29 protein-coding genes are annotated in these 25,363 nt (G+C 69.4%); 11 read left to right on the top strand and 18 right to left on the bottom strand.

All coding sequences use genetic code 11. The annotated features are described in order from the left end of the window. The first annotated feature begins 39 nt into the window (after positions 1–39). On the top strand, positions 40–1,305 hold the full coding sequence (locus tag EJJ38_RS16765; protein ID WP_127091317.1) for a ubiquinone biosynthesis hydroxylase: 1,266 nt from the start codon (positions 40–42) through the stop codon (positions 1,303–1,305). Positions 1,306–1,350: 45 nt separating this feature from the next. Here the strand turns inward: EJJ38_RS16765 and tam are convergent, their stop codons facing one another. The 3 genes from tam to EJJ38_RS16750 all read right to left on the bottom strand — a co-directional run bounded on the left by tam (position 1,351) and on the right by EJJ38_RS16750 (position 3,567). Further along, positions 1,351–2,127, bottom strand: coding sequence for a trans-aconitate 2-methyltransferase (gene tam / locus EJJ38_RS16760; RefSeq protein WP_127091315.1), 777 nt, complete (start codon positions 2,125–2,127; stop codon positions 1,351–1,353). Positions 2,128–2,160: 33 nt separating this feature from the next. Further along, complete coding sequence (gene thpR / locus EJJ38_RS16755) at positions 2,161–2,691, bottom strand: RNA 2',3'-cyclic phosphodiesterase (protein WP_127091313.1); 531 nt, start codon at positions 2,689–2,691, stop codon at positions 2,161–2,163. A gap of 84 nt (positions 2,692–2,775) precedes the next feature. After that, positions 2,776–3,567 carry a GyrI-like domain-containing protein gene (locus tag EJJ38_RS16750; protein WP_127091311.1) on the bottom strand — a complete coding sequence of 264 codons (792 nt, stop codon included), beginning with the start codon at positions 3,565–3,567 and terminating at the stop codon, positions 2,776–2,778. Positions 3,568–3,742: 175 nt separating this feature from the next. Between EJJ38_RS16750 and dapF the strand changes: the two genes are divergently transcribed. The 3 genes from dapF to ftsY are packed head-to-tail and all read left to right on the top strand — an operon-like array spanning position 3,743 to position 7,192. After that, entirely contained in the window at positions 3,743–4,600 is an 858-nt protein-coding gene (gene dapF / locus EJJ38_RS16745) for a diaminopimelate epimerase (RefSeq protein WP_127091309.1), read from the top strand. Then, positions 4,597–5,880, top strand: coding sequence for a tRNA (N(6)-L-threonylcarbamoyladenosine(37)-C(2))-methylthiotransferase MtaB (gene mtaB, locus EJJ38_RS16740; protein WP_127091307.1), 1,284 nt, complete (start codon positions 4,597–4,599; stop codon positions 5,878–5,880). The genes dapF and mtaB overlap by 4 nt, the downstream gene beginning before the upstream one ends. 4 nt (positions 5,881–5,884) lie before the next feature. Beyond that, positions 5,885–7,192, top strand: a complete 1,308-nt coding sequence (gene ftsY / locus EJJ38_RS16735) for a signal recognition particle-docking protein FtsY (RefSeq protein ID WP_245454295.1) — start codon at positions 5,885–5,887, stop codon at positions 7,190–7,192. Positions 7,193–7,258: 66 nt separating this feature from the next. Here ftsY and EJJ38_RS16730 read toward each other — a convergent pair whose 3' ends face one another. Both EJJ38_RS16730 and EJJ38_RS16725 read right to left on the bottom strand, forming a co-directional pair. Next, positions 7,259–8,488, bottom strand: a complete 1,230-nt coding sequence (locus EJJ38_RS16730; RefSeq protein WP_127091305.1) for an argininosuccinate synthase — start codon at positions 8,486–8,488, stop codon at positions 7,259–7,261. Positions 8,489–8,523: 35 nt separating this feature from the next. After that, complete coding sequence (locus tag EJJ38_RS16725) at positions 8,524–9,318, bottom strand: phosphatase PAP2 family protein (RefSeq protein ID WP_127091303.1); 795 nt, start codon at positions 9,316–9,318, stop codon at positions 8,524–8,526. 119 nt (positions 9,319–9,437) lie between these two features. Here EJJ38_RS16725 and EJJ38_RS16720 point away from each other — a divergent pair, with 119 nt between their 5' ends. Beyond that, complete coding sequence (locus tag EJJ38_RS16720) at positions 9,438–10,055, top strand: 2-hydroxychromene-2-carboxylate isomerase (protein ID WP_127091301.1); 618 nt, start codon at positions 9,438–9,440, stop codon at positions 10,053–10,055. A 9-nt stretch (positions 10,056–10,064) separates the two neighbouring features. Here EJJ38_RS16720 and EJJ38_RS16715 read toward each other — a convergent pair whose 3' ends face one another. From EJJ38_RS16715 to EJJ38_RS16705, 3 genes are all read right to left on the bottom strand, one after another. After that, positions 10,065–10,538: a hypothetical protein gene (locus EJJ38_RS16715; protein WP_127091299.1), complete on the bottom strand. Its 474-nt coding sequence runs from the start codon at positions 10,536–10,538 to the stop codon at positions 10,065–10,067. A gap of 2 nt (positions 10,539–10,540) precedes the next feature. Further along, complete coding sequence (rlmN, locus tag EJJ38_RS16710; protein WP_127091297.1) at positions 10,541–11,752, bottom strand: dual-specificity RNA methyltransferase RlmN; 1,212 nt, start codon at positions 11,750–11,752, stop codon at positions 10,541–10,543. 209 nt (positions 11,753–11,961) lie between these two features. Beyond that, positions 11,962–12,486: an invasion associated locus B family protein gene (locus EJJ38_RS16705; RefSeq protein WP_127091295.1), complete on the bottom strand. Its 525-nt coding sequence runs from the start codon at positions 12,484–12,486 to the stop codon at positions 11,962–11,964. Between the two features lie 180 nt (positions 12,487–12,666). Here EJJ38_RS16705 and EJJ38_RS16700 point away from each other — a divergent pair, with 180 nt between their 5' ends. Continuing rightward, entirely contained in the window at positions 12,667–13,647 is a 981-nt protein-coding gene (locus EJJ38_RS16700) for an NADPH:quinone oxidoreductase family protein (protein ID WP_127091293.1), read from the top strand. Positions 13,648–13,656: 9 nt separating this feature from the next. Here EJJ38_RS16700 and EJJ38_RS16695 read toward each other — a convergent pair whose 3' ends face one another. The 8 genes from EJJ38_RS16695 to EJJ38_RS16660 form a co-directional block, all read right to left on the bottom strand. Further along, positions 13,657–14,046, bottom strand: coding sequence for a YkvA family protein (locus EJJ38_RS16695; protein ID WP_127091291.1), 390 nt, complete (start codon positions 14,044–14,046; stop codon positions 13,657–13,659). 88 nt (positions 14,047–14,134) lie between these two features. Continuing rightward, entirely contained in the window at positions 14,135–14,776 is a 642-nt protein-coding gene (locus tag EJJ38_RS16690) for an MBL fold metallo-hydrolase (protein WP_205666199.1), read from the bottom strand. A 182-nt stretch (positions 14,777–14,958) separates the two neighbouring features. After that, a complete protein-coding gene (locus tag EJJ38_RS16685) occupies positions 14,959–16,038 on the bottom strand; it encodes a hypothetical protein (protein ID WP_127091287.1) in 1,080 nt (359 codons plus the stop codon). Position 16,039: 1 nt separating this feature from the next. Next, positions 16,040–16,876 carry an alpha/beta hydrolase gene (locus EJJ38_RS16680; RefSeq protein ID WP_164738551.1) on the bottom strand — a complete coding sequence of 279 codons (837 nt, stop codon included), beginning with the start codon at positions 16,874–16,876 and terminating at the stop codon, positions 16,040–16,042. A gap of 71 nt (positions 16,877–16,947) precedes the next feature. Next, on the bottom strand, positions 16,948–18,300 hold the full coding sequence (locus EJJ38_RS16675) for a DUF3422 family protein (RefSeq protein ID WP_127091283.1): 1,353 nt from the start codon (positions 18,298–18,300) through the stop codon (positions 16,948–16,950). Between the two features lie 177 nt (positions 18,301–18,477). After that, complete coding sequence (locus tag EJJ38_RS20490; protein WP_205666198.1) at positions 18,478–18,822, bottom strand: hypothetical protein; 345 nt, start codon at positions 18,820–18,822, stop codon at positions 18,478–18,480. Positions 18,823–18,910: 88 nt separating this feature from the next. Beyond that, positions 18,911–19,387, bottom strand: coding sequence for a DUF2214 domain-containing protein (locus tag EJJ38_RS16665; RefSeq protein WP_127091281.1), 477 nt, complete (start codon positions 19,385–19,387; stop codon positions 18,911–18,913). Positions 19,388–19,426: 39 nt separating this feature from the next. Next, on the bottom strand, positions 19,427–19,816 hold the full coding sequence (locus tag EJJ38_RS16660) for a DUF6152 family protein (RefSeq protein ID WP_127091279.1): 390 nt from the start codon (positions 19,814–19,816) through the stop codon (positions 19,427–19,429). 189 nt (positions 19,817–20,005) lie between these two features. On the opposite strand from EJJ38_RS16660, the gene EJJ38_RS16655 reads away from it, so the two are divergent. Genes EJJ38_RS16655 through EJJ38_RS16645 form a run of 3 tightly spaced genes read left to right on the top strand, consistent with a single transcriptional unit; the run spans position 20,006 to position 21,503 of the window. Then, the gene (locus EJJ38_RS16655; protein WP_127091277.1) at positions 20,006–20,734 is read left to right on the top strand and encodes a heme ABC transporter permease; all 729 of its coding nucleotides are present in this window, start codon (positions 20,006–20,008) and stop codon (positions 20,732–20,734) included. After that, positions 20,734–20,895: a heme exporter protein CcmD gene (ccmD, locus tag EJJ38_RS16650; RefSeq protein WP_127091275.1), complete on the top strand. Its 162-nt coding sequence runs from the start codon at positions 20,734–20,736 to the stop codon at positions 20,893–20,895. Before EJJ38_RS16655 ends, ccmD begins: the two co-directional genes overlap by 1 nt. Further along, on the top strand, positions 20,892–21,503 hold the full coding sequence (locus tag EJJ38_RS16645; RefSeq protein ID WP_127091273.1) for a DsbE family thiol:disulfide interchange protein: 612 nt from the start codon (positions 20,892–20,894) through the stop codon (positions 21,501–21,503). The genes ccmD and EJJ38_RS16645 overlap by 4 nt, the downstream gene beginning before the upstream one ends. Here the strand turns inward: EJJ38_RS16645 and EJJ38_RS16640 are convergent. After that, positions 21,466–22,071 carry a septation protein A gene (locus tag EJJ38_RS16640; RefSeq protein ID WP_127091271.1) on the bottom strand — a complete coding sequence of 202 codons (606 nt, stop codon included), beginning with the start codon at positions 22,069–22,071 and terminating at the stop codon, positions 21,466–21,468. The two genes, EJJ38_RS16645 and EJJ38_RS16640, sit on opposite strands and share 38 nt — an antisense overlap. 54 nt (positions 22,072–22,125) lie before the next feature. Further along, positions 22,126–22,809: a monofunctional biosynthetic peptidoglycan transglycosylase gene (mtgA, locus tag EJJ38_RS16635; RefSeq protein WP_245454294.1), complete on the bottom strand. Its 684-nt coding sequence runs from the start codon at positions 22,807–22,809 to the stop codon at positions 22,126–22,128. A gap of 135 nt (positions 22,810–22,944) precedes the next feature. Between mtgA and EJJ38_RS16630 the strand changes: the two genes are divergently transcribed. Beyond that, positions 22,945–23,874, top strand: coding sequence for a polyprenyl synthetase family protein (locus EJJ38_RS16630; protein WP_164738550.1), 930 nt, complete (start codon positions 22,945–22,947; stop codon positions 23,872–23,874). 116 nt (positions 23,875–23,990) lie between these two features. Continuing rightward, positions 23,991–25,352 carry a flavin monoamine oxidase family protein gene (locus tag EJJ38_RS16625; protein ID WP_127091268.1) on the top strand — a complete coding sequence of 454 codons (1,362 nt, stop codon included), beginning with the start codon at positions 23,991–23,993 and terminating at the stop codon, positions 25,350–25,352. Positions 25,353–25,363: the final 11 nt, after the last annotated feature.

The raw sequence follows: 25,363 nt of genomic DNA, 5'->3' as shown, positions 1-25,363 counted from the left end.
GTCAAGCGCATGTGGCGCCTCAGGTGCCGGGAGGATCTCATGGGTGAATATTCGCAGGGCCACGCGGCCGAGGCCGGGCGCACGGATGTGGCGCGGGCGGATGTGGCGATCGCGGGCGGCGGGCTCGCGGGCCTCAGCCTCGCTCTGGCGCTGCGCGACGGGCTTGGGCCGGATGCGCGCATCACCGTTTTCGATCCCACCATCGGCCGCGATACGTCCGGCGACGTGCGCGCCTCGGCCATTGCGGCGGGGGCCCGCCGCCTCCTGACCACGCTCGGCGTGTGGGACCGGCTGGGGCCGGAGGCCGAGCCCATCCGCTCCATGCAGGTGACCGACAGCCGGACCCGCGACGTGGCGCGTCCGGTCTTTCTCACCTTCGACGGCGATGTGCAGCCGGGCGAGCCGTTCGCCCACATGGTGCCCAATGCGCGGCTTCTCGACGCACTGACCGACACGGCCCGCGCCGCCGGCATCGACCTCATTCCCGCGCCCGTCTCGGATTTCACCACCCGCCGCTCCGGCGTGGAGGTGACCTATGGCGCTGGGCGCTCGCTGACGGCCGCCTTGCTGGTGGCGTGCGACGGGGCGCGCTCGCGGCTGCGGGACATGGCGGGCATCCGCAACGTCGCCTGGGCTTACGGACAGTCGGCCATCACCTTCACCGTGGAGCATGAGCGGCCGCACGAGGGGTGCGCGCTGGAGCATTTCCTGCCGCCGGGGCCGTTCGCCACGCTGCCGCTGCCGGGCAATCGCGCCTCCATCGTCTGGACCGAGCGCCATGAGGATGCCAAGCGCATCGCCGCTCTGCCCGAGGCCATCTTCCAGGAGGAACTGGAGACCCGCTTCGGCCATGCGCTCGGCTGGGTGCGGCGCGTCTCGGCACCTGCCGTGCACCCGCTGGGCTTCGCCATGGCGCGCAGCTTCGTGGGCGAGCGCTTCGCGCTGGTGGGGGATGCGGCCCATCTCATCCACCCCATTGCCGGGCAGGGGCTCAATATGGGCCTGCGGGACGTGGCGGCGCTGGCCGAGGCCGTGACCGATGCGGCGCGCGTGGGCCTCGATTTCGCCGGCCCGGACGTGCTGGAGCGCTATCAGCGCTGGCGGCGCTTCGACACGCTGGCCATGGGGGTGGCGACGGACGCGCTCAACCGCCTGTTCTCCAACCGCTCCGATGCGCTGCGCCTCATGCGGGACGTGGGCCTCGGCATGGTGGATCGCCTGCCGCGCCTCAAGGGACTGTTCATCAAGGACGCCGCCGGGCTCACCGGCGCCGTCCCGCGCCTGCTGCGCGGCGAGGCGCTGTAGGCGGTTGTTCCTTGCCCCCAGAGGGGGCATAGGGCAGGGGCTGCCCTATGCCCGCTGGGCCACCAGGAACAGGCGCGGGAAGGCGAGAAGCACCTTGCCGTCCGCCCGCACCGGATAATGCGCTTCAAGCCGCTTGCCATAGGCTGCGAGGAAAGCGGTGCGCTCGTCCGCGTCCAGCGGGTCCAGGAAGGGGCGCAGGCCCGTGCCCTTCAGCCATTCGATGATGGCGGGGATGCCGTCCAGCTGGTGCTGGTAGATGGTGTGCCAGATGTCCACCCGCGCCGCCTGGGCAATCAGCATGTCGTAATAGGCCCCCACTGACGGCAGCTTGGTGCGCGCGGCGGCGGCTTCCGCGAGCTTTGCGGTCCAGGGGCCGTCCAGCGCGGTCTCGCGCATGGCCGCGTGAGAGGGCTGGTCGAGATTATCCGGCATCTGCACGGCGAGGCACCCGCCCGGCGCCAGCAGCGACAGGAGGCGCGGGAACAGGGTGTCGTGGTCGGGCACCCATTGGAGCACCGCATTGGCGAAGATCAGGTCCGCCGGTGCTTCAAGCGTGAAATGGGAGGCGTCCCCCGCCTCGAAGCGCAGGCCGGGCAGGCGCTTGCGGGCGGCGGTCAGCATGTCGGGCGAGGTGTCGATACCAATCACTTCGGCATCGGGGAAGCGCGCCGCCACCAGTTCGGTGGAATTGCCCGGCCCGCAGCCCAGGTCCACGCACAGGCGGGGAGCGTCGAGGGGAATATGGGCCAGCAGGTCGCGGGACGGCCGCGTGCGCTCATCCTCGAACTTCAGATATTGCTGGGCGCTCCAGTCCTTGGCCATGCGTCGTCCCTTGAAATGTTGTTCGCCGAAAGCTCAGGCGAGCGGATAGGCCGCTTCCACCAGATAGGGGCCGCCCCCCACCGAATCGCGCGAGGAGAAGAGCACGAAGCGCGGCACGTGGAAGGATTGGCTGCGATAGCTGCCGCGCGTGGCGAGATAATCAGCCACCTGCCGGCTTGAAGCGTCGCGCAGGCGCGCCAGCGTCACATGGGGCTTGTAGGCCCGGTCGGGGGCAAGGCCGAGGCGCTGCATGATGCGCTCATGGTCGGCCTGCAATTCCTTCAGCGCCGGGTTCGCCCGCACGGACGCGAACAGGGAGCGCGGCTTATGGCCGCCGAACTGGTCTACCCCATCCAGGGACAGGTCGAAGGCACGACGGCGCACCTGGCCGAGCGTGTACATGACCTCGCGCGCCAGCACCTCGTCCACGTCGCCCACGAAGCGCAGGGTGATGTGGTAATTCTCCGGGTCGATCCAGCGCGCTCCGGAAAGCCCCCCGCGCAGCATGGACAGCTCGAGGCCGACATCCGCCGGAACTTGGATGGCTGTGAAGAGCCGCGGCATGGGCGCCTCCCTTCGCCGGACGCGAGCGGTCCGGGGATGCTGACCCCTAATGAAGAAGATTCGCGCCCGTCTGCAAAGCGCCGGTCAACGCAGGGGCACGAAGATGTCCACTTCCAACGCTTCGGGAGCGGCGGTGGAGGGGTCGGTGACGTAGCGTTCGATATAGAAGTCCTGGCCCTCGATGTTCCGGGAATCGAGATAGTTGGCGATCCCCTCATAGGTGGTGTCCATGTCGGCGAACGAGCCGGAATGGTGGAACTTCATCACCCGCCCGGCGAACGAGGCGCCGATTTTCACACCGTCTCCGGGCTTCTCCGCGCTCTGGCCCGTGAAAGGCACCTGTGCCTCGAACTCGAAGCCCGCCTCGTCGGACGAGGTGTAGGAGACGATCACGTCGCCGGTCCGCTTGAGGCCGATGCGGTTCATTTCCGCCGTGATGGCGTCCACGGTGGCGACGATGGTGTCGAAGCCCTCTTCCCAGCTCGCGCTGCCGGTCTTGACCAGCACCGGCATGGGATTGAGCACCTGCGTCTCGCCCGTCACCGTGTCGGTGTGGGGCGGGCCGCCCGGCCCGGCGGCGGGCGGGGCGGGGGTCGCGGCGGCAGGCGGCGGCGCGGCGGTGCCGGGCGCGGGCAAGGGGGCGCTCTGGATGGCGCCGCCCGGAGCCGGGCTTGCGGGCGCCGCCGGGGCCTGCGCGGCTTCAGGGGCCGGCGCTGCGGGGGCCGGTACCGCAGGTGCGGATGGGGCGGGCGCATCTGTGGGCGCGGGAGTCGCAGCCGGAGGCGAGGCGGGGGCCTGCGCCGAAGCGGACCCCAAGGCGCTGCCGCTCGCCAGCATCAGCACCAGAGCACCGCGTATGAGATTCCCGAACGTCATCCTGCCGGTCCTCGCCTTGCGCCCCGCCGCGCGCATCTTGCATGTTCTGGCCGAAGGCCCGCCGCGCGCCAAGGGGGGTGGCGTGCGACCCTGTGCCCGCCATATAAGGCGGGACGGCGGCGCCTGCCGCAGCGCCGCCCACTGCGCAGTTGAGACGGCATCTGACGAACGGACCATGGCCAGCCTCGCGGATCGCGCCTTTGTGAAGATGAACGGGCTCGGCAACGAGATTCTCGTGCTGGATCTGCGCGTCGATCCCGTGGAGGTGACGCCGCAGGCGGCGCGCGCGCTGGCGCGTCCCGGCGTCCTGCCCTTCGATCAGGCCATGCTGCTCTATCCCCCCCACCGGGAAGACACGGCCGCGTTCGTGAAGATCCTGAATTCCGACGGCTCCGAATCCGCCGCCTGCGGCAACGGCACGCGCTGCATCGCGGCCTTGGAGAGCGCGCGCACCGGCGCGCCGCACACGCTGTTCGAGAGCGCGGCGGGCCTTCTGGATTGCGTGGTGGAAGCCAACGGTCTGGTGCGCGTGGACATGGGGCCGCCGCGCCTCGGCTGGGCGGACATCCCGCTCGCCCGCGACGTGGGCGACACGTCCGCCTGCGACATTCCCGGCTACGAATTCCTCGGCCCGGCGAGCTTCGTCTCCATGGGCAATCCCCATGCGGTGTTCTTCGTGCCCGACGCGGATGCGACCGATGTGGAGCGGCTCGGCGCCGAGCTGGAGCACAATGCCCTGTTCCCGGAGCGGGCCAACATCTCCTTCGCGCAGATGCTGACGCGGGACCATATCCTGCTCCATGTGTGGGAGCGCGGCGCCGGGCGCACCCGCGCCTGCGGCACGGCGGCCTGCGCCACGGCGGTGGCGGCGGCGCGCACCGGCCGCGCGGGGCGCCTCAGCAAGGTGACGCTGCCCGGTGGCGACCTCACCATCGCCTGGCGCGAGAGCGACGGGCATGTGCTGATGACCGGCCCCGTGGCGCACGAATTTTCCGGGCGCCTCACGCCGCAGATGCTGGCCGAGGCCCCATGAGCGGGCCCGCGGCCGGGCCGGTGGAGGTCATGACCTTCGGCTGCCGGCTCAACATCCTGGAATCCGAACAGATGAGCCGGGCCGCCGCGCAGGCGGGCCTCAAGCGTACGGTGATCGTGAATTCCTGCGCGGTGACGCAGGAGGCCGTGCGGCAGGCCCGCCAGGCCATCCGCCGCCTGAAGCGCGACCGGCCGGACGCGCGCATCATCGTCACCGGCTGCGCGGCCCAGACCGAGCCGGAGACCTTCGCCGAAATGGCGGAAGTGGACCGGGTGGTGGGCAACGGCGCCAAGAGCGCGCCTGAGACCTGGACGGCGGCAAGGGCCGCGCTGGACTTCGGCGTGGGCGCCGAGGCGCGGGTGGTGGTGGACGACATCATGTCCGTGCGCGAGACCGCCCTGCACATGCTGGACGGCATTGACGGGCACACGCGCGCCTTCGTGCAGGTCCAGAATGGCTGCGACCATCGCTGCACCTTCTGCATCATCCCCTATGGCCGGGGAAACTCACGCTCCGTGCCCATGGGCGAAGTGGTGGCGCAGGTGCGCGGCCTCGTGGAGACGGGGCACGCCGAAGTGGTGCTCACGGGCGTCGATCTCACCTCCTACGGGGAGGGCCTGCCCGGTGCCCCGACGCTGGGCAAGCTGGTGCGCGCCATCCTCAAGCACACGCCGGATCTGAAGCGGCTGCGCCTCTCCTCCATCGACAGCGTGGAGGCGGATGACGACCTGCTGCGCGCTTTGGCGGAGGAGGAACGGCTGATGCCCCATCTCCATCTCTCGCTCCAGTCCGGCGACGACCTGATCCTGAAGCGCATGAAGCGGCGCCATCTGCGCGCCGACGCCATCCGGCTGGTGGCGGAGATGCGCCGTCTGCGCCCCGACCTCGTATTCGGTGCGGACCTGATCGCGGGCTTTCCCACCGAGACCGAGGCCATGTTCCGTAACAGCCTCGACATGGTGGAGGCCTGCGGGCTGAGCTTTCTGCACGTCTTCCCCTTCTCTCCGCGTCCCGGCACCCCGGCGGCCCGCATGCCCCAGGTGGCGCGCGAGGCGGTGAAGGACCGGGCGCGGCGCCTGCGCGAAAAGGGCGAGGAGGCGCTGCGCCGCCACCTGTCCGGCGCGGTGGGCGCGCGGCGTTCGGTCCTCATCGAAGGCGGCGGCCTCATGGGCCGGACGGAGCATTTCACCCCCGTGCGCCTCGCCCGTCCGGCGGCGCGCGGAGCCCTTCTCCCGCTGCGCATCGCCGGTCATGACGGCGCGCGGCTGATCGCGGCCTGACACCATGACAGACCCCAAGGACGCAGCCCCTCCGCCCGAGAAGCGCGGCTTCTGGAGCCGGCTTATGGGCCGCCGCGACGAGGCGCCCGCGAGCCCGGAAGGCACGGTTGAAGAGCGCGCGCCGGAGGAGGCGCCCGAGCCTCAGGCGCTAGAGACTGTCGAGCCGGCGCCCGAGCCCATTCCCCCGCAGGACGTGCCACCCGTGGAGGCTGCGGAAGACCCCGCGCCTCCCGCCACCTCGGAGACAGACTTCGTCCCGGCACCGCAGGAAAGTGTGGAGGCTCCCGAGCCCGTCGCTGCCGAGCCGGAAGTGGTAGAGCCTGCTCCCGTCGTCGAGGAGGAGCCGGAACCTCCGGTCCAGATCGCGGAAGCAGCGATCGTCGCGCCGATCCCGGAGAAAAAGAGCTTCTGGAGCCGGCTCACAAGTGGCCTCTCCCGTACCGCTTCCGCGCTTACCCAGGGCATCACCGACCTCGTTTCCAAGCGCAAGCTGGATGCGGAGACCCTGGAGGAGCTGGAGGACATCCTGATCCGCGCCGATCTCGGCGTCACCGTTTCCGGGCGCATCGTGGAGCGGGTGGCCAAGGGGCGGCATGACAAGATGATCGCGCCCGAGGAGGTGAAGGGCCTCATCGCGGCGGAAGTGGAGACCATCCTCGGCCCCGTGGCGAAGCCCCTGGAGATCGACCGCGCCCACAAGCCCTTCATCCTGCTCATGGTGGGCGTGAACGGTTCCGGCAAGACCACCACCATCGGCAAGCTCGCCTCCCAGTGGCGCGCCGAGGGGCTGAAGGTGATGCTGGCGGCGGGCGATACGTTCCGCGCCGCCGCCATCGAGCAGCTCAAGGTTTGGGGTCAGCGCACCGGCGCATCCGTCATCGCCCGCGCGCCGGGCGCGGACGCGGCGGGCGTCGCCTTCGATGCCATCACGGAAGCCCGCGCCGAGGGCGTGGACGTGCTCATGATCGACACCGCCGGGCGTCTCCAGAACCGCACAGAGCTGATGGCGGAGCTGGAGAAGGTGGTACGGGTGATCCGCAAGCAGGACGCCACCGCGCCCCATGCGGTGCTGCTGGTCCTGGACGCCACGGTGGGCCAGAACGCGCTCTCCCAGGTGGAGGTGTTCGGCAAGGTGGCGGGGGTCACCGGCCTCGTCATGACCAAGCTGGACGGCACGGCGCGGGGCGGCATTCTCGTCGCCATCGCCGAGAAGCATGGCCTGCCGGTGCATCTGATCGGCGTGGGCGAGGGGGCGGACGATCTCCAGCCCTTCGCCGCGAAGGACTTCGCCCGGGCCATTGCGGGGCTGTAGGGGCGCCGCGCGGCGGCGTCTCCCCCTCCCGAAAGGGAGAGGGAGCAACTCAGCCGGCGGCGGTGCTCAGCCGTTGGACTTGCGGGCGCGGGCGCCGTAGGTGCGCAGGCGCAGGGCGTTCAGCTTGATGAAGCCGGCCGCGTCGCGATGGTCATAGGCCACCGCGCCTTCCTCGAAGGTCACGAGGTCCTGATTGTAGAGCGAATAGGGGCTCTCGCGGCCGACGACCGTGGCATTGCCCTTGTAGAGCTTCACCTTCACCGTGCCCGTCACATAGCGCTGGGACAGGTCGATGGCGGCCTGGAGCATCTCGCGCTCGGGGGCGAACCAGAAGCCGTTATAGATCAACTCCGCATAGCGGGGCATCAACTCGTCCTTCAGGTGCGCCGCGCCGCGATCCAGCGTGATGCTCTCGATGCCGCGATGGGCGGCCAGCAGGATGGTGCCGCCGGGCGTCTCGTAGATGCCGCGCGACTTCATGCCCACGAACCGGTTTTCCACCAGATCCAGGCGGCCGATGCCGTTTTCCTTGCCCAGCTCGTTGAGGCGGGCAAGCAGCGTCGCCGGGCTCAGAAGCTCGCCATCGATGGAGACGGCGTCGCCCTGCTGGAAGCCGATCTCGATGATGGTGGCCTTGTCGGGCGCGCTCTCGGGGGAAATGGTGCGCTGGTAGACATAGTCCGGCGCGTCATCGGCCGGATCTTCCAGCACCTTTCCTTCCGAGGAGGAGTGCAGAAGGTTGGCGTCCACCGAGAAGGGCGCCTCGCCGCGCTTGTCCTTGGAGATGGGGATCTGGTGGCTCTCGGCGAACTCCAGCAGGCGCGTGCGGGAGGTCAGGTCCCATTCGCGCCAGGGGGCGATGACGGTGATTTCCGGCTCCAGGGCGTAATAGCCCAGCTCGAAGCGCACCTGGTCGTTGCCCTTGCCGGTGGCGCCGTGGGAGACCGCTTCCGCGCCCACCTTGCGGGCGATCTCGATCTGCTTCTTGGCGATGAGCGGACGGGCGATGGATGTGCCCAGCAGATACTGGCCCTCATAGAGCGCATTGGCGCGGAACATGGGGAACACATAGTCCCGCACGAATTCCTCGCGCACGTCCTCGATGAAGATGTTCTCCGGCTTGATGCCCAGCAGCAGCGCCTTCTCGCGCGCCGGAGCCAGCTCCTCGCCCTGGCCGAGATCGGCGGTGAAGGTCACCACCTCGCAGCCATAGGTGGTCTGGAGCCATTTCAGGATCACGGAGGTGTCGAGCCCGCCGGAATAAGCAAGCACAACCTTCTTGACGTCGCGGGCCATCACGCTTCTCACGGAATTTCAGAAAGTGGCGCGGACTATAGGCCGGAGCCGCGCCGTGGCAAGTGGTCCTGCACGGCCCGGCGCACGCGCCGCCAGACGGCGCAGCACAGGCGGCGGATGGCGAAGCCCGCCCGCCCGATCCCGTCCTCGATCCTCGCGTCCGAGGGCGGTCGCTTGCGGTCATAGAGCAGGAATCGGGTGAGGGCGATGAGCAGCACGGTGAGTACCGCCGAGAACACCACGTCGGTGAAGAAATGCCCGCCGAAGGCGATGCGCAGCCCGCCCGCCAACGTGCCGAACCCGGCGGCGGCCACCATGGCGACGCCCTTATAGGGCGGCGGCAGGAGGCTTGCGGGGGCCAGCAGCCAGAAGCCGAGGGATCCCTCGCCCGAGACGAAGGAGCAATTGGTGGGGCAGGCTCCACCGTAGGAATACCAGGGATTGAAGACGTCCTTGCCGCCGAACGTTTCCAGATGCACCGGGCGCGGGCGGCCCCAATGCTCCTTGAGCAGCCCGTTCACGAGAAGGCCCGGCCCCATCGCCATGGTGACGGCCAGCAGCACGGCGGCGCGCGCCGACATGAACATGCGCCGCTCGGGAAAGATCAGCTTCAGGATGATGGCCGCGAAGGCGGGGCCGGCGAACAGCCAGGGAATGATGTTGGCGGCGGAGCGCACCGTCTTGGACCAGTCGAGGCCCGCCACATGGAAGCGGCCCGAGGCGGCGTCCCAGAAGCTGGCGGTGATGGCGAGGTCCCATTCCGGAAACACCGAGAACAGGATTGCGACGGCCGCACCGATCACCAATGCGAGAAATACGGCCAGCTTCAACTCTCACCTGCCTTGCGTTCCACACCGCGCCGGAAACCTGCCGCGGGTTTGATCCATCGCCTTGCGCGCCCGGCGCGCGGGGGCCAAGAATGGCGCCGATTTAGCCTGGAGTATGTCCCATGGCCAGGGCAAGCCTCGATTTCTATTACGAGTTCGGTTCCTCCTACTCCTATCTCGCCGCGGCGCGCATTGGTCCGCTGGCCGAGGCGGCCGGCGTGGAGGTCCATTGGCGGCCGTTCCTGCTCGGCCCCATCTTCGCGGCCCAGGGCCATGCCGATTCGCCCTTCAACCTCTATCCGGAGAAGGGCCGCCACATGTGGCGCGACATGGAGCGGCTCACGGCCCGCTACGGCCTGCCGCCGGTGACGCGCCCGCCGGTCTTCCCGGCCAACGGGCTTCTGGCGGCGCGGGTGGCGGTGCTCCTCAACGACGCCTCGCGCCCGCCCTTCACCCGCCAGATCTTCCATCGCGCCTTCGCCCAGGGCCAGGATATCGGCGACCGGGAGGTGGTGCGCCAGGTGCTGGCGGGGCTCGGCCATTTCTGCGCGGACGTGATCCAGGCGGCCGAGCGGCAGGACAATAAGGATCGCCTGCGCGCGCAGACCGAGCATGCCAAGGCGGCGGGCGTGTTCGGCGCGCCGACCTTCGTGACGGCGGACGGCGAATTGTTCTGGGGGAACGACCGGCTGGAACTGGCCCTGGACCACGCCAGGGACATCGCCGCCCGCGCGGCCTGAGCCCGCAGATCAGGTGGCAGGCGCGCGGGGTGGGGCGAGCACGGTCTTCCAGAAGCCCGCGCTCCAGCCCGCGATCAGCCAATAGACGAGGCCGCCCGCCAGCCCCGCCGCGAGGATGTAGAAACGGTCCTCCAGCGGCGCGGGCTCGTCCATGAAGAGCGGGAAGATCTGCACCGCCAGGAAAGCGCTCACCGCGCCATTGGCGATGTGGAACCACCAGGAGCGCACGGCGAAGGCTTCCGCGAACAGGATGCCGATGGCGCCAATGGCCCAGGTGAGGAACAGATAGACCACGCTCAGGAACCCGGCGAGGAACACCGCGCTTGTGAAGGCCATGGCATCCTGCGGATCGCGGATGCCGGCGGCCACCGCATCGATCTGCCATTGGCCGAACAGGATGATGAGCCCCTGGACGGTGGCCGCTACCATCACCCCGGTGGGGATGAGCAGCACGCGCAGGATCAGCCGCAGGACAGAGTCCACGTTTATTCCGCCGCCGCCGCCATGGCGCGCAGGGCGAGGCGCTCGCGGGCGGAGAGCTTTTCCGTCTCGCTCTTCAGCTGGCCGCAGGCGGCGAGGATGTCGCGGCCGCGCGGGGTGCGCACGGGGCTCGCATAGCCGGCGCGGAACACGATGTCCGAGAAGCGCTCGATGGTCTCCCAGTCGGAGCACTCATATTTGGTGCCCGGCCAGGGATTGAAGGGGATGAGGTTGATCTTGGCCGGAACCCCTTCCAGCAGCTTCACCAGCGCCTTGGCATCCGCCGGGCTGTCGTTCACGCCCTTGAGCATCACGTACTCGAAGGTGATGCGCTTGGCGTTGGAGGCGGCCGGATAGGTGCGGCAGGCCTGCATCAGCTCGGCGATGGGATATTTCTTGTTGATGGGCACCAGCACGTCGCGCAGGTCGTCGCGCACCGCGTGCAGCGAGATGGCGAGCATGGGGCCCACATCGCGGCCGAGCCGCTCGATCTCCGGCACCACGCCCGAGGTGGACACGGTGATGCGCCGCTTGCCGAGCCCGAGGCCGTCACCGTCGGACAGGATCTCGATGGCCTCGGCCACCGAATCATAGGCATAGAGCGGCTCGCCCATGCCCATGAAGACGATATTGGTCACCAGCCGGTCGCCCTCGGTGGGCAGGCCGGGGCCCACCGCCCGCTCGCGGCCGGGATAGTCGCCCAGCCGGTCGCGCGCCACCATCACCTGCGCCACGATCTCGGCGGCGCTGAGGTTGCGCACCAGGCGCTGGGTGCCCGTGTGGCAGAAGGAGCAATTGAGCGTGCATCCCACCTGGCTGGACACGCAGAGCGTGCCCCGGTCGCTTTCGGGGATATAGACGCACTCCACTTCGTGGGGCTTCTCGCCGGGCGTGTCGGCGGGCAGGCGCAGCAGCCATTTGCGGGTACCGTCCTGGGAGACCTGCTCCACCACGATCTCCGGCCGCGACAGGGAATAAACTTCCTCCAGCCGCGCCCGCAGATGCTTTGAGACGTTGGTCATCTCCGAAAAGTCCAGGGCGCCGCGCAGATAGATCCAGTGCCAGAGCTGGTTGACGCGCATGCGCTGCTCGCGCTCGCTCACGCCGATGGCGGCCAGCGCCAAGGCGAGCTTGTCCCGGTCGAGGCCCACGAGGCTGGGCAGCCCCGCGCTCATGGGGGCGGCAGGGGCAGGGGTCTGGTCGATCACGCGCGTCATTGGCCACACATAAAGCTTTCCCGCGTCCGCCGCCACAGGCGGGCACGGAAAGCTGCGATTGCGAAGGTGTGGCGCTTCTCAAGCGCGGGAATGCGGCAGGCTTCGGGCGAAACCCGCCGATTCCTGCCACTGAAGCGGATTTTGACCGGATGTGCGGGGTATCAGGCCCCGCTCACCTGCCGCTCGATCCGCCGATCACTTGCATTCGATCACTTGCATTCCTGCGCCACGCGGTCGAGCGCCTGGCCGAGGCCGCTCATGGAATAGCGGTCGGTGGTGACGTTGCCGCGGCCGGAAGTTCCGGCGATGGTGAGGTCCTTGCCCTTCTTCATGGCGTCCACCAGCTTGCCTTCCTCGGCCACGTTGCGCACCCAGGCGCCCTCGTCCTTCGTGTAGAGCTGGAACACCTGGGAGCCGACGGTCAGCTTGGCCTCGCTGCCCTCCTTCAGGCCGAAGCCCATGGTGATGCTCACTTCGTTCCGCACCTTCTCGCCGGGGCGGGTGCTCACGAAGAAATAGGCGGGATCGCGGTTAAGCCCTTCGGGCTTGCGATCCTTGGGCTGGGCGAGGGCGTAGCAGACCTTCGAGGTGCCGCTCTGGCCGGTATAGACACTCCAGTCGCCGAACTGCGCCACCGGCTTGGGCTGGGCTGCTCCCTGGGCCAATGCCGGAGCGGCAAGGCCCATGGCGAGCGCGGCGCCGAGGACGGCGGACCATGTGCGGTACGGAGCCATGACTTCTCCTATGGACTTAAGCGAACCGGAAAACGAACGTCGTCGCAGCATCTGAGAACGCCCCTATAGGGGGACGCAGACGAAAAAATGGCGCACATACCAATTGCCGTTTCCTTAACATGAAAGGGACCCGGCTCATCCAGCCGCCGGGACCGCAGCGGTGGATATGAGGGATATTCCATGAAAGCAGTCTTGTGCGAAGCTCACGGACCCGCTGAAAATCTGGTGATCCGTGATCTTCCCGAGCCCGAGGCCGGCTTTGGCGAGGTGGTGGTGGATGTCGCCGCCATCGGCCTCAATTTCTTCGACACGCTCATCATCCGCGACCGCTACCAGGTGAAGCCGGACCTGCCTTTCTCGCCCGGCGGGGAGTTTGCGGGCCATGTGCGCGCCGTGGGTCCGGGCGTGACGGAGTGGGCGGTGGGCGACCGGGTCGCCGGCTATCTCTCCTTCGGCGCCGCCCGCGAGCGCCTTGTGGTGCCGGCGGAGAGTCTCGCGCGGGTGCCGGACGGTCTCGATTTTGTGAAGGCGGCGGGCCTCACGGTCACCTACGGCACCGGCCTCTATGCCCTGCGCGACCGGGGCGGCCTGCAGCCCGGAGAGACGCTGGTGGTGCTGGGGGCGGCGGGGGGCGTTGGCCTTGCCGCGGTGGAGCTGGGCAAGGCGCTTGGCGCCCGGGTCATCGCCTGCGCGTCCTCGGCGGAAAAGCTTGCCTTCGCAAAGGCCCACGGCGCCGACGAGGGGATCGATTACACCACCGAGAATTTCAAGGGGCGGCTGAAGGCGTTGGGCGGGGAGGCGGGCATCGACATGGTGTTCGACCCGGTGGGCGGCGACCTGTCCGAGGTGGCGGTGCGGGCGCTCAATTCCGGCGGGCGGCTGATGGTGATCGGCTTCGCCGCGGGCGACATTCCCAAGCTGCCGCTCAACCTGTTGCTCCTGAAGAATTGCGATGCGCGCGGCGTCGCCTTCGGCACCAAGTGCCGCACGGACCCTGCGTGGTGCCGGGCAGCCATGGAGGATCTGATGGGCCATGCCTTGTCGGGCCGCCTCTCGGGCCATGTGGATGCCACCTTCCCGCTGGAGCGCTGCGCCGAGGCGCTGGCGGAGATCTCCCAGCGGCGGGTGAAGGGCAAGGTGGTGCTCACGGCCGGCGCGTGACGCGCCGGCTTACGGGCCGGGGGCCTTCATGTCGTCCAGCGTGGCGCGGGCGGCGTCGCGGTGGTGGGGCTGGATGTTGGAGGCCAGCAGCTTGATGGCGCCGATCAACACCGCCGCATCGTCACCGAAGCCGAGCACGGGCAAAAAGTCCGGCACCATGTCGGCGGGCATGAGGAAATAGGCGAGCGCGCCCATGAGGCCCGCCCGCACCTTCAGCGGCGTGTCGCGGTCGAAGGCGGCAAAATAGGCCGTCACCGCGTCCTCCGCGAAGGGGACAGCGGCGGCATTGCGCTGGAGCTTCCGCCAGAAGCCCCGGCGCACCGCCTTCTCGTCGCGCTGCGCCTGGTCGCGTATGTCGGCGTCGAGATGGCTCCAGTCGGTGCCCTGATGCGTGGTCATGCACCAAGACATGGTGCGCCCGCGCGCTGCCGCAAGAGGCGCGGCCTCCGTGCGGCAGGCTCAGCGGAGCAGGATCAGCCGGGGAAGATCAGCGGGGCAGGAAGGGGTTGGAAGCGCGCTCGTCGCCGATGCTGGTCAGAGCACCGTGGCCGGGCACGCACACGGTCTGGTCTCCCAGCGGAAGCAGCTTCTCCACGATGCCCGAGATGAGCTGGTCGTGATTGCCGTAGGGGAAATCCGTGCGGCCCACCGAGCGCTGGAACAGCGTGTCGCCCACGATGGCCACATGGCTCGGCCCGTGGACGAACACCACATGGCCCGGCGTGTGGCCGGGCACATGCAGCACGTCCAATGAGAGGTCGCCCAGCTTCACCGTCTCCCCCTCTTCCAGGTAGCGGTCCGGCGTGAAGCTGAGGGCGGGGGGGAAGCCGTACTGGGCGGCGTTGCGGGGCAGGTCATCGATGAGGAACTGGTCTGCCGCGTGCGGCCCCTCAATGGGCACGCCGAGGCTGTCCGCCAGCTCCTTCGCCGCCGACGCATGGTCCACATGGCCGTGGGTGAGGAGGATCTTCTCCACGTCCACCTTGGTCTCTTCCAGCGCGGCGCGGATGCGCGGCAGGTCGCCGCCGGGATCGATCACTGCCGCCTTGTTGGTGGCCGTGCACCACAGGATGGAGCAGTTCTGCTGGAAGGGCGTGACGGGGACGATGGCGATCTGAAGGGGCAGCATGGGGGCTCCGGCGGCGCCTGCGGGGACGGGAGGATGTGTCATACCAAAGGGCCCGTGAGCGTGCCTCATGGGCCCTTTGGTCAAGCTCGCGCGGCGTTTGAGCGGACCCACTCGGCACCGGTCGCAGGCCGGGGCCGATGGTATAAAGCGCGATCGCGTCCCGGGGAAGCGCCCGCGAGTGGTCAGCGGGCGGGGGGCGATGCGGTGGCCGGTGACGGCAGCGGCGCGAAGCCGATCTGGCCCTGCGCCGCATCGAACAGCACCCGCACATGGCGGAACACCATGGCGCCGGAATTATACCCTTCCGGATGGCCATGGGGCGGCTCGTAGCGATACCGGTCGGTCCAGGGGCGCCCGCCCGCCTCGATGGTGAGGCTGAGCGCGCCTTTCACCTCGGTGGTCACCTTGGCGCCGCGCGGCACCGGCGTGCGCAACTGCCCCCTGCTGAGCCCGGGCACCTCGAAGCTGCCCGTGCCCGCGCCGGTGTCGAACACGGTGGCGAAACAGCCGGGCGGGCCACCATTCACCGAGAAGCAGGCGGGCACGCTCTTGGTGTTCCAGGCCGTGAGGCCGTCCGGCTGGAGCGCTTCCGCCCGCTCCAGCGGCACGCGGGCGAAGCCCTGGCTGTTCTGCGCCGTCAGGCCCACCTCCAGATGCGGACGCAGCTTGGGGTCCGTCAGGTCGTTGGCGGCCACGATGAAGCCGGTGTTGAGGTTGCCGCCCAGCTGCGCCAGCGGGTTGAAGACCGGCAGGGGGCTGTAGCCGACGCCCATCACTCCCATCTCGCCCGGCATCCAGCCGGGGCAGCGGGGCACGTCCGGCTTGCAGGTGATGGACTGCACCACATGGATGGCGATGGGCCTGGGCGTCGCGACGCGCGGATCCGAGCCGGGAAACGCCACCAGCGCCCGCCCCAGCACCCCGGTCAGCACGTTGCCGCTGGAATAGGAATAGGTGAGGGGGATGTCGGTGAGCTGCACGTCCGGGCCCATCGCCTCGGCGCGGATCCTGAGGCCGGTGGAGCCGGTGTCCAGCAGCACCCCGGCCGGTCGGCCGCCGCCCACCTGAACGGCCACGAAATTGGCGAAGCCGCTGCGGTCGGGGCGGGGGAGCAGGGGGATGCGCGCGCTCTGCGCCGCCGCGACGGGTGGCGCAGGTTGGGCCGAGGCGGGCGGGGCCGCCGGAATCAGGGGCAGCAGGAGCGCCAGCGTCGGGAGCGCGGGCGCAAATCGGCCGCCGGTCCCGGAACGGGAGCGCGCCATGTCAGGCCCGCCCGGCCGCATCGCGGGCCAGCGCCACGAGACGCTGGACCATGAGCGAGGCGGGATCGGCCATCTGCTCCACCACGGTGAAATGGTTGGCGTCCGCCACCTCATGGGCTTCGGCGGCAACACCTGCGGCGGACCAGTGGGCCGCGAGGTCGCGCGCCTGACGGCGGAATTCGTCGCTTTCCGCCCCGCCCGCGAAGGCGGCGAAGCTGCGCCCCGCCGGCACCGGCCAGCGGATGGACGACAGGCGTTCCGCCTCGTCTTCGGTCAAGCGCAGCTTGTCGTTCATGGAGGTGTGGACCAGGGGCGCCACATCATAGACGCCGGAAATGCCGATCCCGCCGGTCACCAGATCGTCGGGGCCGCGCGTGTCCAGGTCATGCCAGGCTGTGGCGGTGAGGGCGGCGGACAGATGCCCACCCGCCGAGTGCCCGGCCACAGCAAGGCGCTTGCGCACCCGGTGATGGAGCGTGACCGCCGCCCCGCGCACCTGCCGGATGATGGTGGCGAGGGGCACGTCGGGCGCGAGATCATAGCCCGCCAGCGCCACCGCGACGCCGTTGGCGAGGCACCCTTGCGCCACGAAGCTCACGTCGCGGGGGTGGGAATATTGCCAGTAGCCGCCATGGATATAGAGCACCACCGGCGCGTCCCGCCCCGTGTCGGGCCACAGGATATCGAGGATCTGCCGCTCGGTCGGTCCGTAGGGCACGCCGAGGTCCGCCGCCGCCACAGTGCCGCGCAGCTGCGCGGACCTCTGGCGCCAGTCCTCGAAGATCTCGCTCCAGGCGGGAACCCGGGCGCGGTTGTTGTACTCGCGTTCATGATCCAAGGCCGCTGCTCCTTGCGTGACGTCGAGATGAGGAAACCTGGGGATGGGGGATGGGATCCCCCCATGGGACCTCAATCATGGTCCGCATGGGCCCGGCGGATGCGCCGGACCATGGACCAGACCAGCAGGACCGCCACCGGCACGGACAGGGCCGTCACCAGTCCGGGATCCAGGGCGAAGCCGAAGCGGGCGTCGATGCCGCCCTCGTGGATGCCGTCCACCAGCAGGTGGACGAGGCTGGCCACATAATAGGAAATGGCGGCCACGGAGAGGCCCTCCACCGTGCGCTGGAGCCGCAATTGCAGGCGCGTGCGCTCGTTCATGGAGGCGAGGAGGTCGCGGTTCTGCTGTTCCACCTCCACGTCCACGCGGGTGCGCAGCAGGTCCGCCGCGCGGGCCAGCTTGGCGGAAAGGTTGGCCTGGCGCTCCTGTACCGTGAGGCAGGTGCGCATGGCGGGGGCCATGCGGCGGTCCAGGAAACGTTGCCAGGTGGGATATCCCGGCACCGCCTGCTCGCGGATGGTGACGAGACGCAGCCGCACGATCTCCTCATAGGCCCGGCTGCCGCCGAAGCGGAACAGGGAGGCGGTGGCTCCCGCCTCCAGCTCGGCGGACAGGGCCACCAACTCGTCCAGCATGCGGTTGTTGGCGGCAAGCCCCTCGCTCTGGCGCATGGCTTCGGTGAGGTGCGCGAGTTGGGCCTCGATGCGGGCAAGCTCGGGCGCGAGGCGCTGGGCCTCGGGCAGGCCGAGAAGGGCCAGCAGGCGATAGGTCTCGATCTCCAGAACCCTCTGCACCAGCGCGCCCGCCGCCTCCGGCGACAGGCCCCGGTCGCGCACCAGGACGCGCACGAAGCCCGCCGGGTCCGGTTTGAAGTCGGTGGCGATCTCGGCCTCGCCGTCATTCACGTCGGCGCGGGCGAGGCTCGCGCGGTCGAATACGGAATTGAGCTGGAGGTCGTCGGCGGTGTCGCAGATGAGATGCAGGTCCACCGCCACCAAAAGCGGGCCGGGCTGGGGAATCTCCGCGAGAATGCCGACAAAGCTGCCCGAAGGCGGATGGAACGGCAGCTGGAAGGGCGCCTCGCCGGGCGCGATGTCGAGCGCCGGGAAGTCCCAGGTGTAAGTGGAGAATTCCGCGTGGCTTTCCCAGCGGAGGTTGGCGCCGCCCATCTCCATGCGGTGATGCTTGGCGCCGGGCGCGGGGCCGGGCAAGCCACGGGCCGCACAGAAGGCGGCGATCCCCTCGCGCGAGGCCTGGGCGGCGGTGGGGGCGGTCAGGAAGCCCACATGCAGGAAGCGCCGGGGGGCGCTGGTCGGCACGAACGGCCGCGCGTGAAGTTCGGCGAGCACGGCGGCGCGCAGGGGGTGGGCTTCCAATGCCCGGCCGTCTGCGATGCGGATGTCCCCGGTTTCTGTGCCCATGGCGGACCCTCCATGGACACGGTGCTGACATGGCTTGCCACAGGTTTCAAGGGCACGGGGCCGCACAGCGCGCCCGTGACGCGGTTGGCGCGGGGCGCTGGGGCCAAGAGGAGAGAGGATCACGCGCCGGACGCAGACACGGGGCCAGCGTCCGACGCGATCAGATTATGGGCTGGCTCACCGCGCGCGGCTGGGCGAACCTTCCGTGTGCGCATCGCCGCCATGGGGATCGGCGGGCGACATGGTGGTGCCGGGCTGCGCGGTGCGGGTGGCGGTGGGCGTGTTGGCCTTGGCGCCCTTCGTGGACGTGCTCTGCGGAATGCCGAGCACTCCCTTCACGCCGCCCGCAATGCCACCGCCCACCGCGCCGACCGCACCGCCCACGGCGCCGCCGACCGGCCCTGCGACATCATTGCCGACCGCCGCGCCCTGCTGGGCGCCCCGGACGACGCCCTGGGCAGCCACAGGCGTGATGGAAAGGGCGGTAACGCCAATAAAGACGGCGAAAATATTCGCTTTCATGGTTCAGGTCTCCTTTGCATGAAGCAACGGAGATGAAAGCCCAAAGGTTCCGATGCGGAATGAATGCCGTTATGTGCGGTGCGAAATTCTATTCCTGGCTGAAGCCGATCCAGCGCCCGCACAGCACCGCTCCAGTCCACAGTACAAGCGAAAGTACGGCGGCGATCTTCACGCGCATTGAGGCTGGTCCGCCGGCCTTTACCCGCCGCCAGCCCCCGCTCGCGCGCAGCGCCAGCGCGTTGGCGGTGCCCAAAGCCACCAAGGCCAGCTTCGTCAGGAAGGCAGGGTTTTCCGCATAGGCCACGGGGCGCACGCAGAAAAGGAGAAAGCCGGTGCAAACGGCCAGGAGCAGGCCGAAGGCGGCCATGCGGGACAGGGGAGGGGCGAGGTCCTGCAGCGACGATGCGCGGAAGGCACCGAGCAGCCGCAGGTCGAGGGTCGCGATCGCCCCTATGAGCAGGCCGATGCCGATGATGTGCGCGGCGTTCACCAGGGCATAGGCGGAGACCCAATGACGCAGCGCGGCCGCCACCTGCCAGTGGGAGAGCGCTTCCAGCCACGTCACTGGGCTAAGCTCGGCGTCACTGGGGCAAGCCCGGCCGGGTCAATTTTTCCGGATCCGCTCGGGATAGATGTCGTAGGTCTTTCCGCCCACGGTAATGCGCACCGCCTTTATGCGCTTTTCCTGCTTATCCTGGGAGCGGTTGCCGAGGGCGGTTATGGCGTCGCCCACCTTGGCCGAGCCTTCGACGAAGCCGGCCGTGCGGGTCTGCGTGGGATTGCCGAGTTCCATGGTCCACAGCCCGTCATTGGGCGTCTGCACCTTCAGCGTGGGGTGGGGCGGGCCGATATAGATATCGGTGATCGTGCCCTTCAGTTCGATCTGGTCTGCGTCCGCCCACGACCATCCGTGGTGGGCGGCGGCCACGGAGGCCGTCAGCACAACGGCTGTTACCCCGGCGACCGCGCTCCTGAATGAGAAGAGGCTTGTCATGGGTCAATCTCCGGTTCGCCTTGTCCGACTATCCCGGAGGGGAAGGTGGGACGTCGATCCAACTTTTCGTTAGGACATGGGATGACACGCATCTGTGAACGCGGCGCCGTGTGGGGTGTTCCCCTGCCGCGGCGCATGTGGCGGGCGCCACCCCTCCCGTCCGGCGTGCAACTGGTCTAGAAGCGTTCCATGGCGTTGATCGACATTGCCAACCCGACCCGCTTTCTGGCCTGGTCCGGGCGCGTTCTTCCCTGGCTCTCGGTGGCGGCGGTGGCCGTGCTGGCGGCCGGGATCGCGCTCGCCTTCACGGCGCCCGCCGACTACCAGCAGGGCGAGACCGTGCGCATCATGTACATCCATGTGCCGTTCGCCTGGCTCGCCATGTTCGGCTATTCCATGATGGCCGCCTCGGCGCTGGGCATCCTGGTCTGGCGCCATCCCTTGGCGGACGTGGCCCACAAGGCCGCCGCGCCCATCGGCGCCACCTTCACCTTCCTGTGCCTCGTGACCGGGGCACTTTGGGGACGGCCCATGTGGGGCACCTATTGGGTGTGGGACGCGCGCCTCACCTCGGTCCTTGTGCTGCTGCTGCTCTATCTCGGCCTCATGGCGCTGCGCGCGGCGGTGGACGATCCCGGCCGGGCGGGGCGTGCGGCAGCGGTGCTCACGCTGGTGGGCGTCATCAACCTGCCCATCGTGAAATTCTCCGTGGACTGGTGGAACACCCTTCACCAGCCCGCCTCCGTGCTGCGCATGGACGGGCCCACCATCGCGCCGGCGATGCTCTGGCCGCTGCTCACCTGCGCGCTGGGCTTCTCGCTGCTGTTTCTCGCGCTCCACATGCTGGCCATGCGCACGGAAATCCTGCGCCGCCGGGTGGAGGTTCTGGAAGCACGGGCGGCGGAGGCGAGCGCCTGATGACCCACAGTGCCTTCATCCTGGCGGCCTATGGGGTCGCCTTCGCGGGTCTGCTCACGCTGACCCTGGTGCTCATCCTGGACAACCGCGCCCAGCGCCGCGCGCTGGCGGACCTTGAGGCGCGCGGTGTTCGCCGCCGCTCGGAAAGGCGCACGCCATGAGCGAGGAGCCAGACACCGCGCCGCGTCGCCGCCGCTCGTGGCTCGCCATCCTGCCGGTCGCGCTGTTCGCGGCGCTGGCGCTGCTGTTCCTGTTCCGCCTGTTCGCGGGCGATCCCTCGCGCATTCCCTCCGCGCTCATCGGGCGTGCCGCGCCCGTGGCGGAACTGGCGCCGCTGCCGGGACTGATGAATGCGGGCAAGCCCGTGCCGGGCATTGATGCCGCCACGTTGAAGGGGCATCTCACCCTGGTGAATGTCTGGGCATCCTGGTGCGCGCCTTGCCGGGAGGAGCATCCCCTCCTCATGGCCCTGTCGCAGGATCCGCGCCTGCGGGTGGTCGGCATCAATTACAAGGACGCGCCGGACAATGCGCGCCGCTTCCTGGGGCAGTATGGCCTGCCCTTCACGGCGGTGGGCGTGGACCCCAACGGGCGCGCCGCCATCGACTGGGGCGTCTATGGCGTGCCGGAAAGTTTCCTCGTGGCCCCGGACGGCACCATCGCCCACAAATTCGTGGGGCCGCTCACCGAGGCGAGCGTGAAGGACACGCTGCTCCCGCTGGTGGCGAAGCTCAGCGCGGCGTCTCCGGCGGCGCCTCGGGTGCCTTGAGCTCGTAGCGGGACATGAGCGGCGCCTGGGCGAGGGCGAACACGATGGTGAGCGGCAGGTAGCCGAACGTCTTGAAGCTCACCCAGGCATCGGTGGAGAAATTGCGCCACACGATCTCGTTCACCACCGCCATCACGAGGAAGAAGACCCCCCAGCGAATGGTGAGGATGCGCCAGCCCGCATCGGTGAGCTGCACCATGCCGTCGAACACGTAGGGCAGGAGCGGCTTGCGCAGAGCGAGACCGCCCAGGAGCGCGATGCCGAACAGCGCGTTCACCAGGGTCGGCTTCAGCTTGATGAAGTGGTCGTCCTGCAGCACCAGGGTCAGGGTGCCGAACACCAGCACCACCGCGGCGGACACCAGGGGCATGACGGCGATGCGCCGGGCCAGGATCCACATGGCGGCGAGCGCGGCGAAGGTCGCCACCATGAACAGGCCCGTGGCCGCATAGATGCCGCCATAGGAATTGCCCACGAAGAACAGGACCAGCGGTCCCAGTTCCAGGGCGATCTTTAGGCCGGGGCTCAGCTTGCGGGGGGCGGTCTTTTCGGCGGCGGCGTCGGTCATGGGTATCCTCTCGGCACTCCTTCTGCCGCCGTCGCGCGGCCGGATCAAGGCGCGTCAGTCTTTCAGGCCGAGGCAATCGACGATCTGGGGCCCCTCCGAGACGGTGCGCGTCTCCAGCCGGTCCGCGAGCCGCCGCAGTCCGGGCGAGGGACGGCCCGCGTCGCGCCGCTGGGGACTGGGCAGCATCACGGCGAGGAGCGCGGCCTGGTCGGCATTCACCGCGGCGGAGCTGATGCGGAAGGCGCGCCGGGCACCGGCCTCCACGCCGAACTCCCCGTTCGGTCCCCATTCGGCGATGTTGAGATAAATTTCCAGCAGGCGATGCTTGCTCAGGACCAGATCGAGCCAGAGCGAGAGGGGCAGTTCCAGGCCCTTGCGCACGAAGGAGCGGCTGTTCCAGAGGAACAGGTTCTTGGCGAGCTGCATGGGAATGGTGGAGGCGCCCCGGACATCCTCCAGGTCATCGTCCGCCTTGGCGATGGCGGCCTGGATCTCTCTGAAATCGACACCCCAATGGTTGCAGAAATTCGCGTCCTCGGAGGCGACAACGGTACGCACCAGGACAGGTGACATATCGGTGAGCGGCACCCACTCCCGCTGCACCCGTTCCCCGCTTGCCCAGCGCCAGATCATCAGGGTCGAGACCGGGTTGAACACCGAATAAAGAATGGACAAGACCAGCGGAATGGCGATCACCACCGCCAGGATCAAAGCCAACCGCCGTACCCAGAACCGCATGCGTCCCGTCCCCGTTTTTCCTTCAACGGCCGCGCCGAAGCTTCGGTTCCATCGCGCCTGATCCGCGCCACCCCTTGACCCCGGCCGCCCCATGGGGCACCCCGGCTTGGCCATTCATAGCCCGTGACGCCGCCCGTGACAGACCTTTCCCTTGCCGAGCGCCTCAAGGCCTCTGCCACCCTCACCGAAGCCCGGCTGGAGCAGGCGCTGTCCGGCGCCCCTCTGCCCGGCGAGCGCGTGCGCCCGGAGCGGCTGATGGCGGCCATGCGCCACGGGGCCCTGGACGGCGGCAAGCGCCTGCGCCCGTTTCTGGTGATGGAGGCGGCGGCTTTGTTCGATGTGCCGCCGCAGGCGTCCATCACGGCGGCCTGCGCGCTGGAATGCGTGCATTGCTATTCGCTCATCCATGACGACCTGCCCGCCATGGACAACGATCTGCTGCGCCGGGGACGGCCCACCGTCCATGCCGCCTATGGCGAGGCCACCGCCATCCTGGCGGGCGACGCGCTGCTCACCCTCGCCTTCGATCTTCTTGCCGGGGAGGAGGCCCATGCGGACCCTGCCCGCCGGGTGGAACTGGTGCGCATCCTCGCCCGCGCCTCGGGCCTGGGCGGCATGGTGGGCGGGCAGATGCTCGATCTCGCCGCCGAGGGGCGGTTCGCGGGCGGCGCGCCGCTGGCGTTGTCTCTGGGCGAGATCCGCGACCTTCAGGCCATGAAGACCGGCGCGCTCCTGGCGGCGGCGGTGGACATGGGCGCGGTGCTGGGCGGCGCGGGTTCCGGCCAGCGCGCGGCACTTGCCGCCTATGGGCGCGCCGTGGGCGCGGCGTTCCAGATCGCCGACGACATTCTCGACCTGGAAAGCACCGCCGAGGCCATGGGCAAGGCGGTGGGCAAGGATGCGGGCGCGGGCAAGGCGACCCTGGTGGCGGCCCTGGGACGCGAGGCGGCGGGCGAACTGCTGGATGATCTGGTGCGGGAGGCGGAGGCCGCCCTTGTACCGTTCGGCGCCAAGGGCATGATCCTCGCGCAAGCCGCCCACTTCGTGGCCGCGCGCAGCAATTGACGCCCTCGGCTCCGGCCGGAGTCTGGGACGTTTGCCGGGATTCGTGAACCAAACCGGCGGCTCCCGGCCATGAGCCCGTCGCCATGCGGCCCCCGCCATGTTAGCGTGCGCGCGCCGTGACGAACCCCCTGACCCCCGTTTCCCGCCGTGCCTTCCTGGCCGGCGCCGCCTCCCTTCCCCTCGCGGGCCTCGGTGCCACGCGGGCGCTGGGGCAGTCCACGGGAAATGTGGACGTGGTGATCGTGGGCGCGGGCGCTGCCGGCATCGCCGCCGCCCGGCGCGTGGCCGCGGCAGGATTGAGCTATGCGCTGCTGGAAGCCTCGCGGCGCACCGGCGGCCGGGCGCTCACCGACGCCGCACTGTTCGGCCGCCCCGTGGATCTCGGCGCCTTCCGCCTCTATGACCCCGCCACCAATCCCCTGGTGGCGCTGGGCACCGAGGCGCGCGCGCCGCTCTATGCCGCGCCGGACGCGGCCCGCCTGTTCGTGAACGGGCGCGAGGCGCGCGAGAGCGATTATGAGGATTATGTCGCAGCTTTGCGTCGGGGCGAGCGCGCCATCGGCGCGGCGGGCGATGCGGGTCGCGATCTGCCTGCTGCGCGGGTAATGCCGGACCTTGCCCCCTGGGGCCAGAGCGCCGCCTTCATCCTCGGCCCCGCCACCTGCGCCAAGGATCTCGACCAGGTCTCCACGGTGGATTTCTCCCGCGCCGAGCCGCGCGACCCCGGCGCTTTCGTGCGCACCGGCGTCGGCACCTTCATCTCCAGCCTTGCCGCGCCGCTGACCGTGCGCACCGACACGGCGGCCACCTCGCTGGAACTGGGGCCGCGTCTTGTCCAGGTGGTCACCCGCAAGGGCACGGTAACGGGCCGCTTCGCCATCCTGGCGGTGCCGCCCAGCATGATGGCCTCCGGCAAGCTCAGGGTGGGCAACCTGCCCGCGCGCTATCGCGCCGCCATCGAGCGCATCACGCTGGGCGCCTATGACCACATCATCTTTGAATGGCCGGGCAATCCCCTGCGCCTGCAGGAGGATGAGAGCGTTCAGGTGAAGGCGGATTCGAGCCGGACCTTCTCCCTGGTGGCGCGCCTCGGCGGTTCGGACCTTCACCTCATGGAAGTGGGCGGCAAGCTCGCTGCCGATCTGGCGGACGGTCCGCCCAATTCGGGCGCCGCCTTCCTGAAAGAGGCGTTGGGCCGGTCCTTCGGTTCTTCGCTTGCGGCGCGCGTGGGCAAGGTCCACCAGACCCGCTGGACCAAGGAGCCCTATGCGCTGGGCGCCTGGTCCTGTGCCCTGCCGGGCGCGGGCAATCTGCGGCGCGCCTTCACGGAAGTGGTGTCCGGCCGCCTCGCCTTCGCGGGTGAGCACGCCCACGAAACCCTCTGGGGCACGCTCAACGGCGCCTGGGCGTCCGGCGAGCGGGCCGCCGCGCAGGCGATCCGGGCGCTCGGCGGCGGCAATGCCGCCCTCGCCCAATAGGCCAATCGCGC

It is taken from the genome of Aquabacter cavernae (genome assembly GCF_003993795.1).
Classification (GTDB): Bacteria; Pseudomonadota; Alphaproteobacteria; order Rhizobiales; family Xanthobacteraceae; genus Aquabacter; species Aquabacter cavernae.
Note: the sequence above shows the minus strand (reverse complement) of the source record. Positions and strands in the feature narration are given on the sequence as shown.